Annotated in this window: 15 protein-coding genes and 1 pseudogene; 11 read left to right on the top strand and 5 right to left on the bottom strand. The window is 72.8% G+C overall.

Features of this window, described 5'->3' with window-relative positions:
- The first annotated feature begins 139 nt into the window (after nt 1-139).
- Nucleotides 140-1,933, top strand: coding sequence for an alpha-galactosidase D (locus ACGH7X_RS02245; protein ID WP_399881013.1), 1,794 nt, complete (start codon nt 140-142; stop codon nt 1,931-1,933).
- Between the two features lie 78 nt (nt 1,934-2,011).
- Entirely contained in the window at nt 2,012-4,432 is a 2,421-nt protein-coding gene (locus ACGH7X_RS02240; protein WP_399881011.1) for a glycosyl hydrolase family 95 catalytic domain-containing protein, read from the top strand.
- Nucleotides 4,433-4,447: 15 nt separating this feature from the next.
- Here ACGH7X_RS02240 and ligA read toward each other — a convergent pair whose 3' ends face one another.
- Complete coding sequence (gene ligA / locus ACGH7X_RS02235; RefSeq protein ID WP_399881009.1) at nt 4,448-6,538, bottom strand: NAD-dependent DNA ligase LigA; 2,091 nt, start codon at nt 6,536-6,538, stop codon at nt 4,448-4,450.
- A 227-nt stretch (nt 6,539-6,765) separates the two neighbouring features.
- On the opposite strand from ligA, the pseudogene ACGH7X_RS02230 reads away from it, so the two are divergent.
- The 4 genes and pseudogenes from ACGH7X_RS02230 to ACGH7X_RS02215 form a co-directional block, all read left to right on the top strand.
- Nucleotides 6,766-6,879: pseudogene (locus tag ACGH7X_RS02230) on the top strand (hypothetical protein); the annotation flags it as partial.
- The gene (locus tag ACGH7X_RS02225) at nt 6,876-7,394 is read left to right on the top strand and encodes an SRPBCC family protein (protein WP_399881007.1); all 519 of its coding nucleotides are present in this window, start codon (nt 6,876-6,878) and stop codon (nt 7,392-7,394) included. The pseudogene ACGH7X_RS02230 and the gene ACGH7X_RS02225, both read left to right, overlap by 4 nt.
- Nucleotides 7,395-7,433: 39 nt before the next feature.
- Nucleotides 7,434-9,728 carry an FdhF/YdeP family oxidoreductase gene (locus ACGH7X_RS02220; RefSeq protein ID WP_399881005.1) on the top strand — a complete coding sequence of 765 codons (2,295 nt, stop codon included), beginning with the start codon at nt 7,434-7,436 and terminating at the stop codon, nt 9,726-9,728.
- Nucleotides 9,729-9,849: 121 nt separating this feature from the next.
- Nucleotides 9,850-11,058: a Cmx/CmrA family chloramphenicol efflux MFS transporter gene (locus tag ACGH7X_RS02215; protein ID WP_399896713.1), complete on the top strand. Its 1,209-nt coding sequence runs from the start codon at nt 9,850-9,852 to the stop codon at nt 11,056-11,058.
- A 19-nt stretch (nt 11,059-11,077) separates the two neighbouring features.
- Here ACGH7X_RS02215 and ACGH7X_RS02210 read toward each other — a convergent pair whose 3' ends face one another.
- Nucleotides 11,078-12,076 carry a helix-turn-helix transcriptional regulator gene (locus ACGH7X_RS02210; protein ID WP_399881003.1) on the bottom strand — a complete coding sequence of 333 codons (999 nt, stop codon included), beginning with the start codon at nt 12,074-12,076 and terminating at the stop codon, nt 11,078-11,080.
- Nucleotides 12,077-12,217: 141 nt separating this feature from the next.
- Between ACGH7X_RS02210 and ACGH7X_RS02205 the strand changes: the two genes are divergently transcribed.
- Together ACGH7X_RS02205 and ACGH7X_RS02200 are read left to right on the top strand one after the other, a co-directional pair.
- Nucleotides 12,218-12,640: a VOC family protein gene (locus tag ACGH7X_RS02205; protein WP_399881002.1), complete on the top strand. Its 423-nt coding sequence runs from the start codon at nt 12,218-12,220 to the stop codon at nt 12,638-12,640.
- Nucleotides 12,637-13,737 (top strand): winged helix DNA-binding domain-containing protein, encoded by a 1,101-nt coding sequence (locus ACGH7X_RS02200; RefSeq protein ID WP_399881000.1) that lies wholly within the window; start codon nt 12,637-12,639, stop codon nt 13,735-13,737. Before ACGH7X_RS02205 ends, ACGH7X_RS02200 begins: the two co-directional genes overlap by 4 nt.
- Nucleotides 13,738-13,776: 39 nt before the next feature.
- Here ACGH7X_RS02200 and ACGH7X_RS02195 read toward each other — a convergent pair whose 3' ends face one another.
- The 3 genes from ACGH7X_RS02195 to ACGH7X_RS02185 form a co-directional block, all read right to left on the bottom strand.
- Nucleotides 13,777-14,853, bottom strand: coding sequence for a MerR family transcriptional regulator (locus tag ACGH7X_RS02195; protein ID WP_399880998.1), 1,077 nt, complete (start codon nt 14,851-14,853; stop codon nt 13,777-13,779).
- An 87-nt stretch (nt 14,854-14,940) separates the two neighbouring features.
- Nucleotides 14,941-16,197, bottom strand: a complete 1,257-nt coding sequence (locus ACGH7X_RS02190) for an acyltransferase family protein (protein WP_399880997.1) — start codon at nt 16,195-16,197, stop codon at nt 14,941-14,943.
- A gap of 85 nt (nt 16,198-16,282) precedes the next feature.
- Nucleotides 16,283-17,140 carry an SGNH/GDSL hydrolase family protein gene (locus ACGH7X_RS02185; RefSeq protein WP_399880995.1) on the bottom strand — a complete coding sequence of 286 codons (858 nt, stop codon included), beginning with the start codon at nt 17,138-17,140 and terminating at the stop codon, nt 16,283-16,285.
- A 145-nt stretch (nt 17,141-17,285) separates the two neighbouring features.
- On the opposite strand from ACGH7X_RS02185, the gene ACGH7X_RS02180 reads away from it, so the two are divergent.
- From ACGH7X_RS02180 to ACGH7X_RS02170, 3 genes are read left to right on the top strand one after another with little or no spacing between them, the layout of a single operon-like run.
- Nucleotides 17,286-17,990 (top strand): response regulator, encoded by a 705-nt coding sequence (locus ACGH7X_RS02180; protein WP_399880993.1) that lies wholly within the window; start codon nt 17,286-17,288, stop codon nt 17,988-17,990.
- Nucleotides 17,984-19,438: an ATP-binding protein gene (locus ACGH7X_RS02175; protein WP_399880991.1), complete on the top strand. Its 1,455-nt coding sequence runs from the start codon at nt 17,984-17,986 to the stop codon at nt 19,436-19,438. Before ACGH7X_RS02180 ends, ACGH7X_RS02175 begins: the two co-directional genes overlap by 7 nt.
- The gene (locus ACGH7X_RS02170) at nt 19,435-20,013 is read left to right on the top strand and encodes a hypothetical protein (RefSeq protein WP_399880989.1); all 579 of its coding nucleotides are present in this window, start codon (nt 19,435-19,437) and stop codon (nt 20,011-20,013) included. Before ACGH7X_RS02175 ends, ACGH7X_RS02170 begins: the two co-directional genes overlap by 4 nt.
- Nucleotides 20,014-20,016: the final 3 nt, after the last annotated feature.

The following is a 20,016-nucleotide window of genomic DNA, read 5'->3' as shown; positions in this document are numbered from 1 at the left end:
TCGTGTCCTGTTCGCGCACCACGGTGTCATCGGCCTGCGGCGCGGGCCGAAGTCCGGCCGCACCGCTCCCGCAGGCCAGGCGCCAGGCCCCCGCCCCCAGCCCTCCGCACGCCCGCCACCCGACCAGGAGGCAACACCCATGCGGTCATCCCCCTACCCGGCCGTGCTCGTCCTCGCGCTCACCGCGAGCCTGACCACGCTCACGCCCACCGCGTACGCCGCCGAAGCCGCCGATCCAGCGGTCGTCGGTACGGCCCCGCTCGCCGCCAAGCCCTTCATGGGCTGGACGAGTTGGAGCATGCAGTCCTCCAAGTACCCGGGACTCAACCCGGACGGCGACTACAGCTACCTCACCGAGAAGAACGTCCTCGAGCAGGCCGACGCCATGGCGACGAAACTCAAGCCCTTCGGCTACGAGTACGTCAACATCGACGCCGGCTGGTGGCGCGACCAGGACTGGACGCCGCGCTTCGACGCCTACGGCAGACAGGCCCCCGACCCGGAGCGCTTCCCGCGCGGGATGAAGGCCGTCGCCGACGACATCCACGCCGAGGGACTCAAGGCGGGGATCTACCTCCCCGTCGGCCTGGAGAAGGAGGCCTACGGCGGCGGCGAGGTCCCGATCTGGAACGCCGACAACTGCACCACCGCCGACATCGTCCACGACGACCTGCGCACCACCAACGGCTGGGACAGCGCGTACAAGATCGACTTCACCCGGCCGTGCGCCCAGAAGTACATCGACTCCCAGGCACGGCTGTTCGCGGACTGGGGCTACGACTTCCTCAAACTCGACGGCGTCGGCCCCGGCTCCTTCAAGACCGGCGACAACTACGACAACGTCGCCGACGTGGCCGCCTGGCAGCAGGCCATCGCCTCGGCCGGACGCCCGCTCCACCTCGAACTCTCCTGGTCCCTCGACATCGGCCACGCCGCCGACTGGAAGAGGTACTCCAACGGCTGGCGCATCGACACGGACGTCGAGTGCTACTGCGACACCCTGGTCACCTGGGAGAACTCCGTCGACAACCGCTGGGACGACGCCCCGGCCTGGACCCGGCACGCGGCCCCCGGGGGCTGGAACGACCTCGACTCCCTCAACGTCGGCAACGGCGAGATGGACGGACTCACCAAGGCCGAACGGCAGAGCTACGCCACCCTGTGGGCCATCGCCAAGTCCCCCCTCTACACCGGCGACGACCTCACCCGCCTCGACGCCTACGGGCTGTCCCTCCTCACCAACCGGGAGGTGATCGCCCTCAACCAGGGCCCCACACCGCCGGCCCGGCCCGTGACCCCCTCCAACGACCAGCAGGTCTGGGGCGCGAAGAACCCCGACGGCGGCTACACCGTCGCCCTGTTCAACCTCGGCGACGCGCCCGCGCCGGTCACCGCCGACTGGGCCGCGTTCGGGTTCACCGGCCGCGCGGAGGTCCGCGACCTGTGGAACCACGAGGACCTGGGAACCCACAGGAACCGGATCACCCAGGCCCTGCCCGCCCACGGATCCCGCCTGTTCACCGTCACCCCGCACGGCCCAGCCCCGCACAAGACCCGCTACGAGGCCGAGGCGGCGGGCAACACCCTCGGCGGCAACGCCTCCGTAGCCGACTGCGCCAACTGCTCCGGCGGGAAGAAGGTCGGCAACCTCTACCTCGGCGGCAGGCTCACCGTGAACGACATCAAGGTGCCCAGGGCCGGACGGTACGTCGTCGACGTCGCCTACGCAGGCGGTGACACCCGCTCCGTGCGCGTGTCCGCCAACGGACAGGGACCCGTCGCCCACAGGTTCGCCTCGACCGGCGACTGGGGAACCGTCGCGACGGTCGGGGTGCCGGTCACGCTGAGGGCCGGCACCAACTCCCTCACCTTCGACAGCGCCGACGGCTACGCCCCGGACATCGACGCGATCGCCGTACCCCGGACACGCTGACCGCCCGCAGGTGGCCCGGCTCCCGACCCGGGCCACCGGCGGAATTCCCCGCACCGCCCCACCGCATCGGAGTGAACCGTGGACATCCAGCGCCCCGACCCGTCCGACCGGAACCACCCCAGCCGGCGCGGCCTGCTCTCCCTCGCCGCCGCCACCGGAACCTTCGCCGCCCTCGGCGGCCTGCCCGCCTTCACCGCCTCCGCCGCACCGGCACGCCCCACCGCGTCCGAGGTGCTCCCGCCGGACGCCGCCACCTCCCTGTGGTGGCGGGCCCCGGCCGACGACGGATCGATGATCGAACAGGGCCTGCCCGTCGGCAACGGACGCCTGGGCGCCCTCGTGGGCAACGACCCCGGCAGGGAACGGCTGTTCATCACCGACGCCACCATGTGGACCGGCGGCCGCAACGACACCCTCGACCAGGACGGACAGTTCCCCTACGCACGCGAGAACTTCGGTTCCTTCACCCTGCTCGCGCATCTCACCGTCGAGATCCCCGATCACGACCTGTCCGCCGTGTCCGACTACCGCCGCGACCTCGACCTGCGCCAGGGCCTGCTGACCGCCTCGTACAAGCGCTCCGGCGTGACCTACCGGCGGCAGGTCTTCGCGAGCGGACCCGACGACGTCGTCGTCCTCCACCTCACCCAGAGCGGCGGCGGCCGCCACACCGGCACCATCACCTTGGACGGAACGCACGGGGAGACCACCGGCGGCGACCGGCCGCAAGGACTCGTGTCCTTCGACGGTGCCTTCCCGAACGGACTGCGCTACGGCGCCGCCGTCACCGCGCACGGCAGCGGCGGCACCGTGAGCGTCGACGGCGCCCGCGTCTCCTTCCGGAACTGCCGTACCCTCACCGTCGTCGTCAGCGGCGGGACCAACTACGTGCCCGACGCCGACCGGGACTTCCGCGACCCGGACCTCGATCCGGGCGAACTCGCCCGCACCAAGGTCCGCGACGCCGCCGGACACTCCGCGAACACGCTCCTGCACACCCATGTCGCCGACCACCGTTCCCTGTTCGAGCGCATGGACCTCTCGCTCGGCACCTCGACGAACCGGCAGCGCCGCATGGACACCTGGACGCGGATCAGGGCCCGCCACACCGACGGGGTGCCCGACCCCGAGCTGGAGGCCGCCTACCTCCAGTACGGCCGCTATCTCATGATCGCCGGATCGCGGGGCAGCCTCCCGCTGAACCTCCAGGGGCTGTGGCTCGACGGCAACGACCCCGACTGGATGGGCGACTATCACACCGACATCAACCTCCAGATGAACTACTGGATGGCGGACCGGGCCGCCCTGTCCGACTGCTTCGACGCCCTCACCGACTACTGCCTCGCCCAACTGCCGTCCTGGACCGAACTCACCCGCACCCACTTCAACGACCCGCGCAACCGCTTCCGCAACTCGAGCGGGCGGATCGCCGGCTGGGCCGTGGCCTTCTCCACCAACATCCACGGCGGCAACGGCTGGTGGTGGCACCCCGCGGGCAACGCCTGGCTCTGCAACTCCCTCTACGAACACTACGAGTTCACCCAGGACCGGAACCATTTGGAGCGCATCCGGCCGCTGCTCAAGGGTGCCTGCGAGTTCTGGGAGGCGCGGCTGGTCACCACCACGGTCACCGATCCCGCCACCGGGACCGAACACGAAGTCCTCGTCGCGGACGGCGACTGGTCGCCCGAGCACGGACCGCAGGACGCCAAGGGCAACACCTACGCCCAGGAAACGGTGTGGGCCCTCTTCGAGAACTACCGCACCACCTGCTCCGTTCTCGGCGCCGACAGGGCCTACGCGAGGACGGTCGCCGCACTCCAGAAACGGTTGTACCTGCCCCGGGTCAGCCCGAAGACCGGATGGCTCGAGGAGTGGATGTCGCCCGACAACCTGGGCGAGACCACCCACCGCCACCTCTCCCCGCTCATCCAGCTCTTCCCCGGCGACCGCATCCGCCCGGACGGCTCCACACCCGAGGAGATCGTGGACGGTGCCACCGCCCTGCTGACCGCCCGCGGCATGGAGAGCTTCGGCTGGGCCAACGCCTGGCGCAGCCTGTGCTGGGCCAGGCTGAAGAACGCCGACAACGCCTACCGGCTGTTCGTGAACAACCTGCGTCCGTCCACGAACGGGAGCAACGGCACGGCCCCCAACCTCTTCGACATCTACGAGACGGAGAAGGGCCGGGGGATCTTCCAGATCGACGGCAACTTCGGCACCCCCGCCGCCGTGATCGAGATGCTCGTGTACTCGCGGCCCGGTCACATCGAGGTGCTGCCGGCCCTGCCGGACGCGTGGGCCGCGTCCGGCTCCGTCACCGGGGTCGGTGCCCGTGGCGGCTTCGTCGTCGACCTCGCCTGGAAGGACGGCCGGCCGACGCGGGTCACCGTCCGCAGTGTCGGCGGCCGGACCGCCACCGTCTCGTACGCGGCCACGACCCGGCGGGTCACCCTCACCCCGGGCCGGTCCACCACCCTGCGCGACCTGGGGCGGTGACGGGAGGACCCGGACTCAGGCGAGCAGCCCGGCGACCAGCTCGGCGAACTCCTCCGGGGTGGCCAGGCGGACGCCCAGCTGCTCCGCCTTGGCCCGCTTCGATCCCGCGCCCTCACCCGCGACGACGAGCGTCGTGTTCTTGGAGACGCTGGAGGAGGAGCGGCCGCCGGCCCGCTCGATGAGTTCGTTCATCTCGTTGCGGCTGAGCCGCTCCAGGTTTCCGGTCATCGCGCCGGTGACGACCACCTTCATGCCCGCCAGCGGACCGCCCTGGGCCGCGGTGGCCTCGCCCTCGTCCTCGCCCTCGGCGTCGTCGGCGGCCGGCGGCGGGGTGGCGCCGGGCTCGGTCATGTTGACGCCGGCGGCGGCGAGCTTGTCGATGAGCGGGGCCAGTTCGGCGATCTCCGCGACGATCGAGGGCGCCTTCTCCGCGCCGATGCCGTCGACCCGCTGCATCGCGGCGGCGTCGGCGGCGCGGATGTGGTCCATGGTGGCGAAGTACCGGGCGATGCGCCGGGACATGGACCGCCCGGTGCCCCGGACACCGAGCGCGCACAGCACCCGCGACAGCGGCTGCTCCTTGGCCCCGGCGAGGGCGGCGAGCAGGTTGTCGGTGCTGGTCTCACCCATCCGCTCCAGGGCGAGCAGCTCCTCGCGCCGCAGGGTGAACAGGTCGGCCAGGTCGGAGACGACAGACGCCTCGACGAGCTGGACGACGCGGGTGGTGCCCAGGCCCTCGATGTCGAGCTGGTCGCGGCCGGCGGCGTAGGCGAGAGAGGCGACCAGGTGACAGTTGCGGCCCTGTGCGCACCGCCAGCGCTCCTCGCCGGTGTCGATGTCCGAACCGCAGCGCGGACACGTCTCGGGGAACACGATGGGCTGTTCCTCACCTGTCCGCAGATGCGCGACCGGGGCCTCGATGCGCGGGATGACGTCACCCGCGCGGTGCACCATGACGTGGTCGCCCAGACGCAGACCACGGCGCGTGATGTCGGCCGGATTGTGCAGGGTGGCGTAGGTGATCGTGGAGCCCTCGATGACCACCGGCTCCAGGACGCCGCGCGGGGCGATGATGCCGGTACGGCCGACGTTCCACTCCACCGCGAGCAGCCGGGTGATCTTCTCGACGGCCGGAAGCTTGTACGCGATCGCCCACCGCGGCGCCCGGGAGCCGGACCCGGCGGCCCGCTGATCGGCGGCGAGGTCGGCCTTGACGACGATCCCGTCGATGCCGAAGGGCAGCTCGGCACGGAGCGCGGCGATCTCCTGGACCCGGGCCACGACCTGCTCCGGCGTCTCGACGACCACGTCCGGCACCGCGGTGCCGGCGCTGGTGTGCACGCCCAGTCCGGCCGCCATGGACATCAGGTCGCTGTACGCCGACTCCTCGAGCCGCCCGGCGAGCGCGGCGTCGGTGTCGGGCAGGGCCGGCAGGCCGTACCCGAAGAACGTCATCGGCACCGTGTAGGCGCGCTCCTTCGCCCGCAGAGTGCCCGCGGCCGCGTTGCGCGGGTTGGCGAAGGGCTGCCCACCGTGCTGTATGCGCACCTCGTTGGCGTGCTCGAACTGCGCCGTCGTCATGAGGATCTCGCCGCGCACCTCGACGGTGACCGGCTCGGCCAGCGTCTCGGGCAGCCCCTCCACGGTGCCGATGGCATGCGAGACGTCCTCACCGGCCGTGCCGTCACCCCGGGTGATCAGCCGGGTGAGGCGCCCCTCGCGGTAGCGGGCGGCGACCGCGAGACCGTCCAGCTTCGGGCCCACGCTGAACCGCGTGACCTCGCGGTCGATCCGTCGGGCCAGGGACGCCGTCCAGGCGGTGAACTCGTCCGGTGAGAACACGTTGTCGAGGCTGAGCATCGGCACCGTGTGCGGCACGTCGCCCTCGGCCGCGCCGCCGGCCACCTTCCCCGTCGGCGAGTCGGGCAGCACCTCGTCGGGGTGCTCGGCCTCCCACGCGGCGATCCCTCTCGCCAGCCGGTCGTAGGCGTCGTCGTCCAGCGGCGAGGAGCCGCCCGCGTAGTAGGCGGCGGCCGCGCGCGCGGCGTCCTCGACCGCCTGGGCGTAGGCGATGGCGTCGACGATCACTGCAGCAGGAGTAGTCATGGACGGAATCATGCCGCCCACCACTGACAACGGGCCTCCGTCCGCGCCCGCGCGGCGGCTGCTCCGCTTGCGCGGCCGCCGCCCCGGGGGTTCGGTGGAACCGACTCGCCACCGCCCCAGGAGCTGTCATGTCGATGTCGTCGCTCGGTTTCGGCTCGTCCGATCCGTTCAGTGAACTGTTCAACCGGTTCTTCGGTACGTCGCCCCCGTCCTCGCCCCAGGCGGGCGGTGCCCGTCCGCTCAGGCGCACGATCCAGGCCGAACTCGACAACCGCGTCGCCGACCTGCTGCTGGGCGGCGAGGCCGACGTCGCGGAACCCGCGAAGGCGAGTGGCACATGAACAGCGTCGAGGAAACGATCCGGATCGCCGTACCGGTGCGCACCGCGTACGACCAGTGGACCCAGTTCGAGAGCTTCCCGCGGTTCATGACCGCCGTGAAGCGGGTCGAGCAGCTCAGGCCGGCGGTGACGCTGTGGGTCGTCGGAGTCGGTCCGGTGTGCCGGGAGTTCGTGACCGAGATCGTAGAACAGGTGCCCGACTCGCATCTGACGTGGCGGAGCCTCGGACAGCGGCACGGCCACCGGGGCGAGGTGACGTTCCGGCCCACCGAGGAGGGCCGCACGGCGGTGACCGTGCGGATGTCCGTCGAGCCACGCGGACCGGTCGGCGTACTCGCCGCGATCCCCGGGGCGACCGGCCGTGCCGTACGGCGGGAGCTCGCGAACTTCAAGGCGTTCATCGAAGGACACGGCGAGGCGAGCGGAGCCTGGCGGGGAACCATCCGGGGCGGGCAGGTACGGCCGGGCGAGCCGGAACCGCCGAGGAGCCGGGTGGCCGTCTGGCCCGTCGGCTGAGCTTGTGCGGGAACACAGCGAACGAGAGGCGATCCCCCGATGAAGAAGCCGCCCAGGGACGAACCCCGGGACGACCTGACCGTCACCCCGCCCAAGACCTGGGCCGCGGGTGTTCCCGCGGTGGTGCACGCGCTGGAGTACTCCCTGGAGCAGACCTCCCCGCGCCAGGGTGCGGTGGACCTGCTCACCATGAACCAGGTGGACGGGATCGACTGCCCGGGATGTGCGTGGGCGGACCCCGCACCCGGCCGCCGGCACCGCAACGAGTACTGCGAGAACGGCGCCAAGCACATCAACGACGAGGCGACGACGCGGCGGATCACCGCCGACTTCTTCCGCGAGCACTCGGTCTCCGACCTGGGCCGGCGCTCCGACATGTGGCTGAACCAGCAGGGGCGCCTCACCGAGCCGATGGTCAAGCGGCCGGGCTCCGACCACTACGAGCCGATCAGCTGGCGCGACGCCCTGAACCTGCTCGCCGAGGAACTGAAGGCGCTGGACACGCCCGACGAGGCGGTCTTCTACACCTCGGGCCGGGTCAGCAACGAAGCCGCCTTCGTCCTGCAGCTCTTCGCCCGCGCCTACGGCACCAACAACCTGCCCGACTGCAGCAACATGTGCCACGAGTCCAGCGGCTTCGCGCTGCACGAGACCCTCGGCACCGGCAAGGGCACGGTCAGTCTCGACGACCTCCACCACGCCGACCTGATCTTCCTGGTGGGACAGAACCCCGGAACCAACCACCCGCGGCAGCTGTCCGCGCTGGAACAGGCCAAGTCGAACGGCGCCCGCATCGTCGCGGTCAATCCGCTCCCCGAGGCGGGGCTGCTGAGGTTCAAGAACCCGCAGAAGGCACGCGGGCTGATCGGTCAGGGCGTCCGGATCGCCGACCGGTTCCTGCACATCCGCCCCGGCGGCGACATGGCCCTGTTCCAGGCACTGAACCGGCTGCTGCTGGAATCCGAGGACGCCCGGCCCGGAAAGGTGCTGGACCACGACTTCATCCACGGGTGCACCAGCGGCTTCGAGGAGTTCGCCGAGCACGCCCGGGACGTCTCCTGGGACGACGTACTCACCGCCACCGGCCTGACCCGTGAGGAGATCGAGCAGGTACGCGACGACGTGCTGCGCAGCGAACGGGTCATCGTCTGCTGGGCGATGGGCATCACCCAGCACAAGCACGGCGTCCCCACCATCCGGGAGATCGTCAACTTCCTGCTGCTGCGCGGCAACCTCGGCAGGGCGGGCGCCGGAGCCTGCCCGGTGCGCGGCCACAGCAACGTCCAGGGCGACCGCACGATGGGCATCTGGGAGCAGATGCCGGACTCCTTCCTGGACGCGCTGCAACGGGAGTTCGGATTCGATCCGCCGCGCGCCCACGGCCTCGACTCGGTGAACTCGATCAAGGCGATGCGGGAGGGCCGGATCAAGTTCTTCCTGGGAGTCGCGGGCAACTTCGTACGGGCCGCCCCCGACAGCGCGGTCACCGAGGAGGCCATGCGAAGCTGCCGGCTGACCGCCCACGTCTCCACCAAGCTCAACGGGTCCCACACCGTCTGCGGGCAGACCGCGCTCATCCTGCCCACCCTCGGCCGGACCGAACGCGACCAGCAGGCGGGCGGGGAGCAGTTCGTCACGGTGGAGAACTCGATGAGCGAGGTGCACACCTCCCGGGGACGGCTCAAGCCCGCGTCCTCCCTGCTGCTCAGCGAGGTCGCCATCCTGTGCCGGCTCGCCCGCCGCACCCTGGGAGACGGTCCGGGGAACGTGCCGTGGGAGGAGTTCGAGGCCGACTACAGCGCGATCCGCGACCGGATCTCCCGGATCGTGCCGGGCCTGCACGACTTCAACCGGCGCGTGGCACGCCCCGGCGGCATCCGCCTGCCCAACCCCGTCAACGAGGGCGTCTACCGCACCGCCACCGGCAAGGCGATGTTCACCAGCAACACGGTTCATGTGCCGCAGGTTCCCGAAGGACACCTGCTGCTGCAGACCCTGCGCTCCCACGACCAGTGGAACACCATCCCCTATACGCAGAACGACCGTTACCGGGGCATCCACGGCAGCCGCCGGGTGGTCCTGGTCAACCCGGCGGACCTGAGCGCCCTGGCGCTGACCGGGGGAGACCACGTCGACCTGGTGAGCGTCTGGCACGACGACGCCGAGCGCCGCGCCGAGGGCTTCGAGGTGGTCCCGTACCCCACCGCGCGCGGATCCGCCGCCGCGTACTACCCCGAGACCCAGGTCCTGGTGCCGCTGGACAGCGTGGCCGACATCAGCAACCAGCCCACCTCGAAGGGCATCGTCGTCCGGCTGGAACGCGCGGCACCGTAGCGCCCCGCGCAACCGCGTCGAACCGCATCGTGAGACGGCGACCGGTACGGGAATGGCGGGAAGCAGGGCACCGTTGACACCTGTCATGCCCGACACTTCCCCACGGCCCGCGGCCGGCCGAATGCCGCTCGCCGTCTACATCCTCGGCCTGTCCGTCTTCGCGCTCGGCACCAGCGAGTTCATGCTTTCCGGTCTGCTGCCGCCCATCGCCGACGACATGGACGTGTCGATCCCGCAAGCCGGGCTGCTGATATCCGCGTTCGCGATCGGCGTGGTGGTCGGCGCGCCGCTGCTCGCGGTCGCGACCCTGCGGCTGCCGCGCAAGACCACCCTGGTCGCGCTGATCTCGGTGTTCGGCATCGGCCAGGTCGCGGGAGCGCTGGCCACGAGCTACGAGATCCTGTTCGTCTCGCGGGTCGTGAGCGCGCTCGCCTGTGCCGGGTTCTGGGCCGTGGGCGCGGCCGTGGCCATCGCGATGGTGCCGATCACCGCGCGGGCCCGGGCGATGGCCGTGATGATCGGCGGACTGTCCATCGCCAACGTCCTCGGCGTCCCGGTGGGCGCCTTCCTCGGCGAGCACCTGGGCTGGCGGTCCGCGTTCTGGGCCGTGGGCGCCGCCTCCGCCGTCGCGCTCGTGGGCGTGGTGACCCTCATCCCGCGCATTCCGCTGCCCGAGCGGCGGCCACGGCTGCGGGGCGAGCTGGCGATCTACCGGGACCGCCAGGTCTGGCTGTCCATCGTCGTGACCGCACTGGCCGCCGGCGGCGTGTTCTGCGCCTTCTCCTACCTCTCGCCGCTGCTCACCGACGTGGCCGGACTGGCCGAGGGCTGGGTGCCGACCGTGCTCGCGCTGTTCGGGGTCGGCGCGCTGATCGGCACGACGATCGGCGGCCGGGTGGCCGACGCGCACCTGTTCGGCGTGCTCCTGTCCGGCATCACCGCCTCGACGGTGCTGCTGGCCGCGCTGGCGCTGTTCGCCTCCAGCCCCGCCGTCGTGATCGCCCTGTCGCTGCTGCTCGGAATCTCCGCGTTCTACACGGCACCCGCGCTCAACGCGCGCATGTTCAACGTCGCGGGCGCCGCGCCGACCCTCGCGGGCGCGACGACGACCGCCGCCTTCAACCTCGGCAACACCGGCGGCCCCTGGCTCGGCGGCACGGTGATCGACGCGGACCTCGGGTACGCCGCCACCGCCTGGGCGGGCGCGGCGATGACCCTGGTCGCGATCGCCTTCGTCACCGTCTCACTGCGGCTGCACAGCCGCTCGCGTGTCGTGATGGGCGCCATGGCGGCGGAGCCCGCGAGCGCGGACCGGGCCCAGCGGGTGTGACGCCGGCCGTCCGGCCTCCTCAAGGGGACGTGGGGCCGGCGGCGGCCCTCGCGCAGCGGTCGGCCAGCCGGGCGAACGCCTCCTTGAGCGCCGGCGGGCCGACGACCTCGATGTCGGCGTCGAAGACGCAGAGGGCGGCGGCGAGCGCGGGCCACGACCAGGAGCCGAGGGTGAGCCGGCAGCGGTCCGGGCCCAGCTCCTCGACGGTCCCCTCCGCGGCGTACGGGAACACCGCGGAGGCGGGCAGACCGAGCACGACCTGTCCGCGGCAGGGCCAGTCGGGAGAGTGGTCCGAGCCGCGGAACCTGCCGGTCACGAACGCGGCCACGTCGTCGCCGGGCAGTTCCCTGGGAGTGAAGCGGGGCCCGGTGGGCGTGCGCGGGGTGATCCGGTCGGCGCGGAAGACGCGCCAGTCCTCCCGGTCCAGGTCCCAGGCCACCAGGTACCAGCGTCCGCCACGGGTGACGAGGTGGTGCGGCTCCACCCGGCGCGGGGGCGGCACCGCGCCGTCGCCGGTGTCCGCCGGGCCGGGCACGGCGTGGTCGAAGCGCAGCACCTCCCGGGCGTGGACGGCGGCGCTGAGCGCCATGAGGACGCCGGTGTCCGCCTGCGGCCGCGGCCGGGACGCGGGCCCTTCGACAGGGGTGACGTGGAGGGCGTCGATCCGGTGCCGCAGCCGGGCGGGCATGACCTGGCGCAGGGTGGTCAGCGCGCGTGCCGCACCGTCCTCGATGCCGGCGCCCGTGCCGGTGGCGGTCCGCAGGGCCACGGCGAGCGCGACCGCCTGTTCGTCGTCGAACAGCAGGGGAGGCAGCTGGGTGCCGGCGTCGAGCCGGTATCCGCCGTCCGGACCCTTGACCGCCAGAACGGGGTAGCCCAGCTCGCGCAGCCGGTCGATGTCGCGGCGCAGGGTGCGCGGGCTGACGTCCAGCCGCTGCGACAGCAGCGCTCCGGGCCAGTCCCGGCGTGCCTGGAGCAGCGAGAGCAGGGACAGCAGCCGGGCCGAGGTCTTCTGCATGACCACCATGCTCCCGCAGGTAGCGGCCACAACCTGACCGCTACCTGAAGCAGAGTGAGCACAGCGGGGCCGGACGGGCCCCGCCGCCGGCCCACTCCCGTGGGTCGCCGCACCGTGTTCGTACGAGGCAAGGAGCCCGTCATGACCGCCAAAGCCGTGACCCACCTGAACTTCCGTGGTGACGCCCGCGAGGCCCTCACCTTCTACCAGGCCGCGTTCGGCGGGGACGTGACCGTCGTGACGTACAAGGACGCCGGCGACGTCCAGGATCCCGCCGCGGCCGACCAGGTGATGTTCGGCCAGGTGTCCACCGCCGACGGTCTGAGCGTGATGGCCTACGACGTGCCGGCCGACCTGCCGTGGAACCAGGGCGAGAACGCGTTCTTCGTCTCGGTCCGCGGTGGGACGGCCGAGGAGATCGCCGCCTACTGGGAGAAGCTGTCCGAGGGCTCGACCGTCCTGCGGCCCCTGGGAGCGGCCCAGTGGGCGCCCCTCTACGGCATGCTGCGGGACCGGTTCGGCGTCACCTGGGTCCTGGACGTGGTGAGCGAGTACAACGCGTGAGCGTACTCGACGCCCGGTCGCTGAACCGGGCGGCACTCGCCCGGCAGTCGCTGCTCGAGCGCGCGGACCGCCCGGTCCTGGACGTCGTCGCGCACCTCGGCGGCATGCAGGCGCAGGAGCCGCAGGAACCCTTCGTCGGGCTCTGGTCGCGGCTGCGCGGCTTCGCACCGTCCGCGCTCTCCGACCTGCTGACCGGGCGTCGGGTGGTGCGGACCCACCTGATGCGCCGGACCGTCCACCTCGTCACCGCCGAGGACGCACTGGCCTGGCGTTCCCGGCACGACGCCATGCTGCGCGGTCGCGTGCTGGGCACCTACCGCCGCGAGCTCGAAGGAGTGGACCTCGACGAGCTCGCGGCGGCGGGCCGCGCGGTCCTCGCCGACGGCGAACCCCGCTCCATGGGCGATTTCGCGCGGGCGGTGGCCGGACGCTGGCCGGACGTCGGACCCCGGCCGCTCGGGGAGATGCTGGTCGCCGCACTGATCCCGATGGTGCAACTGCCACCGCGCGGGCTGTGGCGCACCAGGGCCGGGGTGCGCAACGCCCCGGTCGCGGCCTGGCTGGGCCGCGAGGTTGACCCGCCGGCCCCGCCCGGCACCGATCCGGTCGGCGAGGCACTGGTACGGCGCTACCTCGCCGCGTTCGGGCCGGCCGCCTCGGCGGACCTGCGCGCCTGGTGCGGGCTGACCGGACTGCCCGCCGCGGTCGCCGCGGTACGCGGGGAACTGGTCGCCTTCCGCGACGAGCGGGGCCGCGAACTGCTGGACCTCCCCGACGCACCGCGCCCCGACCCGGACACCCCGGCCCCGGTGCGGTTCCTGCCGGCGTTCGACAACGCGGTCCTCGGCTACCACGACCGCGGCCGGATCATCGACGACGCGCACCGCGGTCTGTCGGTCACCGGCGCCCGTGTCGTCCTCGTCGACGGCCGGGTCTGCGCGACCTGGACCGTCCAGGACGACACGGTGACCGTCACCCCGTTGCGCCCGCTCGGCCGGGCGGAGCGCACCGAGGTCGAGGAGGAGGGGCGGGCCCTGGCGTCCTTCCTCTCCGAGGGCGACAGCGACCGGGTGCGGGTCGGCGCGGTACCGCCCTGAGCGGCGGCCGGCCCGGACCGGGACCGTTGCCCCGAGGCGTCAGCCGCCCGCCACGACGTCGGCCACGACGCAGCTGACGTTGTCGGGGCCGCCGGACCCGTTGGCGAGGTCGACCAGTTCACGGACGGCCCGCTCGGGCTCCCCGGGGCCGGCGAGCACCCGGCGGATCGCGTCGGCCGGCACCACCGTCGACAGGCCGTCGGAGCACAGCAGATAGCGGTCGTCGGACCGGACCTCCTGCAACCGCATCTCGGCGGTGGAGTCGGCTCCCGCGCCCAGGGCCCGTATCAGCAGCGACCGCTGGGGGTGGGAGACGGCCTCCTCCGGGGTGATGCGGCCCTCGTCGACCATCGCCTGCACCACGGTGTGGTCGTGTGTGATCTGGAACAGCTCCCCCTCGCGCAGCAGATACACGCGGGAGTCGCCGATGTGGACGAGGCCCAGCTGCGAGCCCGTCCAGAGCATCGCGGTGAGGGTCGTGCCCGCCTCCGTCGGCGCGGAGCCGGCTCCGACGGCGTCGTGCACGGCCCGCTCGGCCTCCTCGACGGCGTCCGCGAGGACGTTGAGGAGACCGCCCGCCGGGACGCCGTCGGTCTCCAGACGCTTGAGCGCCTCCACGGCGGCGGCGCTCGCCGGGCCCCCGTCACCGCCGTAGCCGTCGGCGACGGCCAGCAGGCGGGCCCCTGCGTACGCGGTGTCCTGGTTGCTCTCGCGGACCAGCCCGGTGTCGGAGGCGGCGGCGTAACGGATGCTCAGGGCAGGAGCGGTGGGAGACATGGCAGGGTCCTTTCGGGCCAGGTGGTCGACGAGGAAGGCGGCCAGGTCCCGTCGGGCGGCGGTCTCGGCCTCGGTACGCGCCCAGAAGGCGCGGACCTCCCGGGCCGCCGCGGCCGCGTCCAGCGAGCAGACGTGCCGGATGCGGACCAGCGGCATCCCCAGGCGCCGCAGCCAGGCGACGAGCCGGGCCCGTTCCACCTGTTCCGGCGCGTAGAGGCGGTATCCGGTGACCGGGTCGACGCGGGCGGGGGGCAGCAGACCCAGCTCGTCGTAGAGACGCAGCGCCTTCGGCGACAGCCGGGACGCCTTCGCGAACGACCCGATGGTCAGCAACCCCATGCCCACCCCTCCTCGTACCGGGCACGTCGCCCGGCACCACCGATGCTGTGGCCTCCCCCAAGGTGAAGGTCAACGGCCAGTCAGCCGTCAGCCCTCGCCCCGCACGAGACGTGTGACGTCGACCGAGCCCTCACCGGTTCGCGGCTGCGGGACGCACGCCCACAGCGCGGCCAGCGCGGCGAAGACGGCGACCAGCGCGATCGCCCCGGTGCGGCCCTTCGCCCAGCGGGCCCGGAACCGGACCGGGTCCTCCACCAGGACCTTGGAGAGCCAGGCGAGCGCCACCGACACGGCGAGCAGCACGGCCGTACGGGGAGCGCCTTGAAGGCCGAGGCGTTCCTCGCTCAGCAGCAGGTACACGGGCCAGTGCCACAGATACAGGCTGTACGAGACCAGACCGAGCCGACGCAGGGGGGCGGCGGCGAGGAAGCGGCCGGCCGGTGTGCGGGGAGCCCGGGCGAGACAGGCGATGAGCAGGGCGGCGGCCAGGGCGTGGAGGAAGAGCCCGCCGTAGAAGAGCGAGGGGGAGTCCTGGCCGTCGGCCGTGATCCAGTACGCCCCGATCGCGCACGCCAGCGCGAGGCTCCACCGGCCGGCCGCGCGTTCGCCGGCCCGGGACAGCAGCCGGGTGACCGGTGGGGTCGCCGCCAGGGCACCGAGGAGGAGGGAGAACGCACGGGTGTCGGTGCCCTCGTAGACGCGGGTGGTGTCGGCCGGGGTGGTGAGCAGGACCATCAGGACCAGGGACACCACGGCCCCGGCCACGGCCACGGCTGCCACGCGCCGGCCCGCGTCCCGGCCGCGGGCCACCAGGCAGAGCACCAGCGGCCACACCACGTAGAACTGCTCCTCGACGGCGATGCTCCACAGGTGGCTGAAGACCCTGGTGTCGGCGGAGTCCCAGTAGCCGACCCGGTCGGCGACGAAGTGCCAGTTGGCGAGGTTCGCGGCCACCCACGGACCGTCGTCGAGGGCGTAGCGGAGCAGGTTCGGCGGGCCGAGCGCCCACACGAGGAGCAGGGTGCCGGCGAGCACGACCGCGAGGGCGGGAAGCAACCGCCGTGCGCGCCGCCCCCAGAAGGCGAGGAGGTCGATCCGGCCGCCGCGGGCCCGCGCCTCCTTCAGCAGCAGGCCGGTGATGAGGAAGCCGGACAGCACGAAGAAGAGGTCGACGCCGAGGAACCCGCCGTCGAAGTGACCGGCGTGGAAGAACAGCACGCCCAGCACGGCGAGACCGCGCAGGCCGTCGAGCGGCGCGATGTGCCGCCGCGCGGTCCGGGGCGTGGGGGAGGGGGCGGCGCGGGTGCCGCGCTGGGCGGGCGTGGGTGTGGCCGGCAGGGTCATGGGGCTGGTCTCCGTCGAGGGGGCGAGGCGTCCCCGGCCCGGGAACGCCTCGCGAGGGGAAGGTCGGGTCCGCGACCGCGGCGGGCTACTCGCAGCCGAGCCGGCTGTAGACCTTCTCGCCGGTCCACGTCCCGGTGGCCCACTCCTCGGCGGCGGCCGGCTCGAAGCCGTACCGCTTCTCCAGCTCCCCGCCGAACCAGACCGCGAACGCGGCCGAGCCCTGCTGGCAGGAGTGGATGCCGTCCTTGCTGCGCTGCGCCTTGCGCGCACCCGTGTCGTCGCCCCACAGGGCGGAGGCGTCCAGGAAACCGGCCGTGTCGGGGTGCTCCTCGGCCACGCTCCGCGCGGACCGCGGCGCGGACTCGATCTCCGCCCGGTGCGGCTTGTAGAAGTCGTCGAGCTTGAAGGGCGGCGCGGACACGAGGAGGAGGTCGGCGCCCGCCTCGTTCACCGTCTTCACCAGCCGCTCGTAGGCGGCGCGCTGTTCGGCCGGGGTGCCCCAGTCGTAGGTGGTGACCTGGTAGGCGACGACGTCGGGTGCGAAGGACTTGAGTGTCTTCGGCAGGCGGTCCCAGGTGGGTGCCGCGATCTCGCCGACGACACCGCCCCCGCCGGTGGCGGCCACCGTCTCGAAGCCGACGCCGCCGGCCTTCATGGCCGCGCCGAGGGCCGGGGCCTGGGCCTCGCCGATGGAGTCGCCCATCCACAGCAGCCGTCGCGGCCCGCCGTCCCCCTTACCGCCGGCGGAGCCCTTCCCGCCGTCGGACGCCTTCCCACCGTCCGAGGCGTCGGCCGCCGTGCTGCCGCCGGCGGAGACCTCGACGCCGGTGCCGGAGTCCTGGCACGCGGTCAGGGGAAGAGCGGCAGCCACGGCGACGAGGGCGTACCCGGCGACGCGGCGGGCGGGTCGCGGTCGTGGGATGGAGGTGGTCTTGGAGTTCATGTCTCCAGCACAAACCGTCCCGCCCCCGGCGCAGGAGGCCTGTCATCGTTTCATCACCCAATGCGGAACCGGGCGTCATACCCTTCGAGCACGCTGGCAGAAGACGCCGTCCGCCGAGCCGAAGACCGGAGAAGAACGCACCCCCATGGCACGAGTCCTGCTCATCGAAGACGACCCCGCCGTCCAGAGAGGCGTCACTCTCGCGCTGAAGCGCCGGGGACACGAGGTGGCGGTCGCGGGCAGCGGCGAGACGGGACTGCTGAGTCTCGAGCGGCACCGGCCCGACCTGGTGCTGCTCGACCTGATGCTGCCGAACATGAGCGGTCTGGAGGTGTGCCGCCGGATCAGGGAGAGCAAACAGATCCCGATCATCATCCTCTCCGCGCGCGGCGACGAGATCGACATGGTCGTCGGCCTGGAGGCGGGCGCCGACGACTACATCGTCAAACCGGCGGGCGCGGAGATCCTCCAGGCGCGGATCCGGGCCGTCCTGCGCCGGGTGGCGCCCGGCCAGGACGGCCCCGCCGGGCCCTCGCCCGTGCGGGGCCCGGAGCACCACGCCGACCTCACGGTCGACCGCACCACCCTGGTCGTCGCCAAGCACGGCTCCGAACTGCCCCTGGCGCCCTCCGAACTGAAGCTGCTGCTGTTCCTCACCGCCACCCCCGGCCAGGTCTACTCGCGCCAGCAGCTCCTGGAGCAGGTCTGGGAGCACTCCTTCTACGGTGACGTCCGCCTCGTCGACGCCTGCGTGATGCGGCTGCGCGCCCGGATCGAGGACGATCCGCGCAAACCCGTGTACGTGCAGACCGTCCGCGGCTTCGGATACCGCTTCGGTCCCCTGTGCTGAGGCTCCGGCCGCGCGGACCCCGTGGACTACGGGTACGACTCGTCGTCGCCTTCCTGCTGGCCGCCGCCTTCGGCGCGCTGCTCACCGCCGGCCTCACCTTCCACCGGGCCCGCGCCGCCATCCTCGAACGCGCCGAGGACACCGCCGTCTCCGAACTGCGCACCCAGCTCGACTCCCTGGCCCCCGACCTGAACCTCCCGCCCCGCACCGAGGACCTGCGCGCGCTGAGCCGCCGTATCGACCAGGCCGGAGGTTCGCGCGGCTGGCACTCCGCGGCCGCCTACCGGGACGGCGAACCGGTCGCGGCCTCCCCGGAGCCGCCACCCGTGCCGGAAGAGCTGCGCGAGGAGGTCCGGGAGAGCGGACAGGCGGTCCACCAGCGGGTCGAACACGACGGCCGCCCCTGGCTGACCCTCGGCATGCCCGTCGTCTACGCCGGCGCGGGCGCCCCCTCCGGACTGACCGTGTACGCCGCCTTCCCCCTCGACGACGACCAGGCCGACATCGCCGCCCTGGTCACCGCGGCCCAGGCCGGAGCCGTCCCCGCCCTGGGCCTCGCCCTCGTACCGGCCCTCTTCGCGGCGCGCGGCGTCCTGCGCCCGGTACGCCGGCTGCGTCACGGCGCGGAGCGCATCGCCGCCGGGGAACTCGACACCCGCCTGGCCACCGAGGGCCGCGACGAACTGGCCGATCTGACCCGCTCGTTCAACGCCATGGCCGAGACCCTGGAGAAGGACGCCGCCGAACTGCGCCGCATGGAGGCCGGGGCCCGCCGCTTCGCCGCCGACGTCGCCCACGAACTGCGTACCCCGCTGGCCGCCATGGCCGCCGTCACCGAGGTCCTCGACGAGGACGCCGCCTCGGGTGTCCTGCCCCCCGACACCGAGGACGCCGTCCGGCTGATCAGCGAGGAGATCCGCACCCTGGCCCGCACGGTCGAGGATCTGATGGAGGTCTCCCGCTTCGACGCCGGCGCCGCCCCCCTCCACCGGGAGGACGTCGACCTGCGCACCCTCGTGACCAAGACACTCCAACTGCGCGGCTGGGCCCACGACGAGCGCGTCCGTGCCGACCTCCCCGACCCGGTCCCGGTCCGTGTCGACCCCCGCCGGATCGACGTCGTCCTGGGCAACCTCGTCGCCAACGCGCTGCACCACGGAGGTCCGCCCGTGACCGTCACCGTCCGCGCCCGTGCGGACCGCGCCGTCGTCACCGTCGCCGACCGGGGACCCGGCATCCCCGACGAGGCGCTCCCGCACGTCTTCGACCGCTTCTACAAGGCCGACGCGGCACGCACCCGCTCCTCGGGCAGCGGCCTCGGCCTGGCCATCGCCCACGAGAACGCCGTCCTGCACGGCGGCACCCTCACCGCCGCCAACCTTCCCGGCGGCGGCGCAGCATTCACCCTGAACCTGCCGTCGGCCGCCGCCACCGGGGAACAGCCATGACCCACCGCCCCGCCCCGCGCACGAGGAGGGCCACCGCCGGCGCCCTGGCGGCCCCGCTGCTCGTCGCCGTGGTCGCCGTCGCCGTCGCCGGCTGCGGCATCGGCCCCACCGGCCCGGTGCACGCCGGGGCGCCCGCGTCCGGCGTCCAGCGGCCCGGCGGCGAGGCGCGCACCGCGCGTCTCTACTTCGCCGGCCCCTACGGCGTCCAGTCCGTCACCCGCTCCGTGGACCGGCCGCCCAGCCCCCAGCAGGCCCTCGAACTCCTCCTCGAAGGCCCCACCCCCGCCGAGCGCGAGCGCGGTCTGACGACCCGGGTGCCCCCCATGGACGGGCAGCTGACGGCCACCGCGAGCGACGGAGCCGTCGACGTCGTCGTCCCCGTCCAGGTCAGTACCGGCGAGCTGGACGTCACCGCGGTCGGCCAGCTGGCCTGCACCGCGGCCCACGCCGACGTCCCGGGCGACTCGCCCGCCACCCGGGTCGACATCCGCATCCACGAGAACCTGAACCGCTCCCGCACCCCCTGGACGGTCCGCTGCGGCCCGGGCGGCAACGTGACACCGGTGACCGGCTGACCC

Origin of the sequence: Streptomyces sp. BBFR51 (assembly GCF_044591655.1) — a bacterium.
In the GTDB taxonomy this organism is placed as follows: domain Bacteria; phylum Actinomycetota; class Actinomycetes; order Streptomycetales; family Streptomycetaceae; genus Streptomyces.
This window is presented reverse-complemented; position numbering and strand designations above follow the sequence as displayed.

Bases quoted from the DNA above. Each gene is read 5' to 3' on its own strand.
- ACGH7X_RS02245 (WP_399881013.1), top strand. From the start codon at position 140: ATGCGGTCATCCCCCTACCCGGCCGTGCTCGTCCTCGCGCTCACCGCG.
- ligA (WP_399881009.1), bottom strand. From the start codon at position 6,538: ATGACTACTCCTGCTGCAGTGATCGTCGACGCCATCGCCTACGCCCAG.
- ACGH7X_RS02225 (WP_399881007.1), top strand. From the start codon at position 6,876: ATGAACAGCGTCGAGGAAACGATCCGGATCGCCGTACCGGTGCGCACC.
- ACGH7X_RS02220 (WP_399881005.1), top strand. From the start codon at position 7,434: ATGAAGAAGCCGCCCAGGGACGAACCCCGGGACGACCTGACCGTCACC.
- ACGH7X_RS02215 (WP_399896713.1), top strand. From the start codon at position 9,850: ATGCCGCTCGCCGTCTACATCCTCGGCCTGTCCGTCTTCGCGCTCGGC.
- ACGH7X_RS02210 (WP_399881003.1), bottom strand. From the start codon at position 12,076: ATGCAGAAGACCTCGGCCCGGCTGCTGTCCCTGCTCTCGCTGCTCCAG.
- ACGH7X_RS02205 (WP_399881002.1), top strand. From the start codon at position 12,218: ATGACCGCCAAAGCCGTGACCCACCTGAACTTCCGTGGTGACGCCCGC.
- ACGH7X_RS02195 (WP_399880998.1), bottom strand. From the start codon at position 14,853: ATGGGGTTGCTGACCATCGGGTCGTTCGCGAAGGCGTCCCGGCTGTCG.
- ACGH7X_RS02190 (WP_399880997.1), bottom strand. From the start codon at position 16,197: ATGACCCTGCCGGCCACACCCACGCCCGCCCAGCGCGGCACCCGCGCC.
- ACGH7X_RS02185 (WP_399880995.1), bottom strand. From the start codon at position 17,140: ATGAACTCCAAGACCACCTCCATCCCACGACCGCGACCCGCCCGCCGC.
- ACGH7X_RS02180 (WP_399880993.1), top strand. From the start codon at position 17,286: ATGGCACGAGTCCTGCTCATCGAAGACGACCCCGCCGTCCAGAGAGGC.
- ACGH7X_RS02170 (WP_399880989.1), top strand. From the start codon at position 19,435: ATGACCCACCGCCCCGCCCCGCGCACGAGGAGGGCCACCGCCGGCGCC.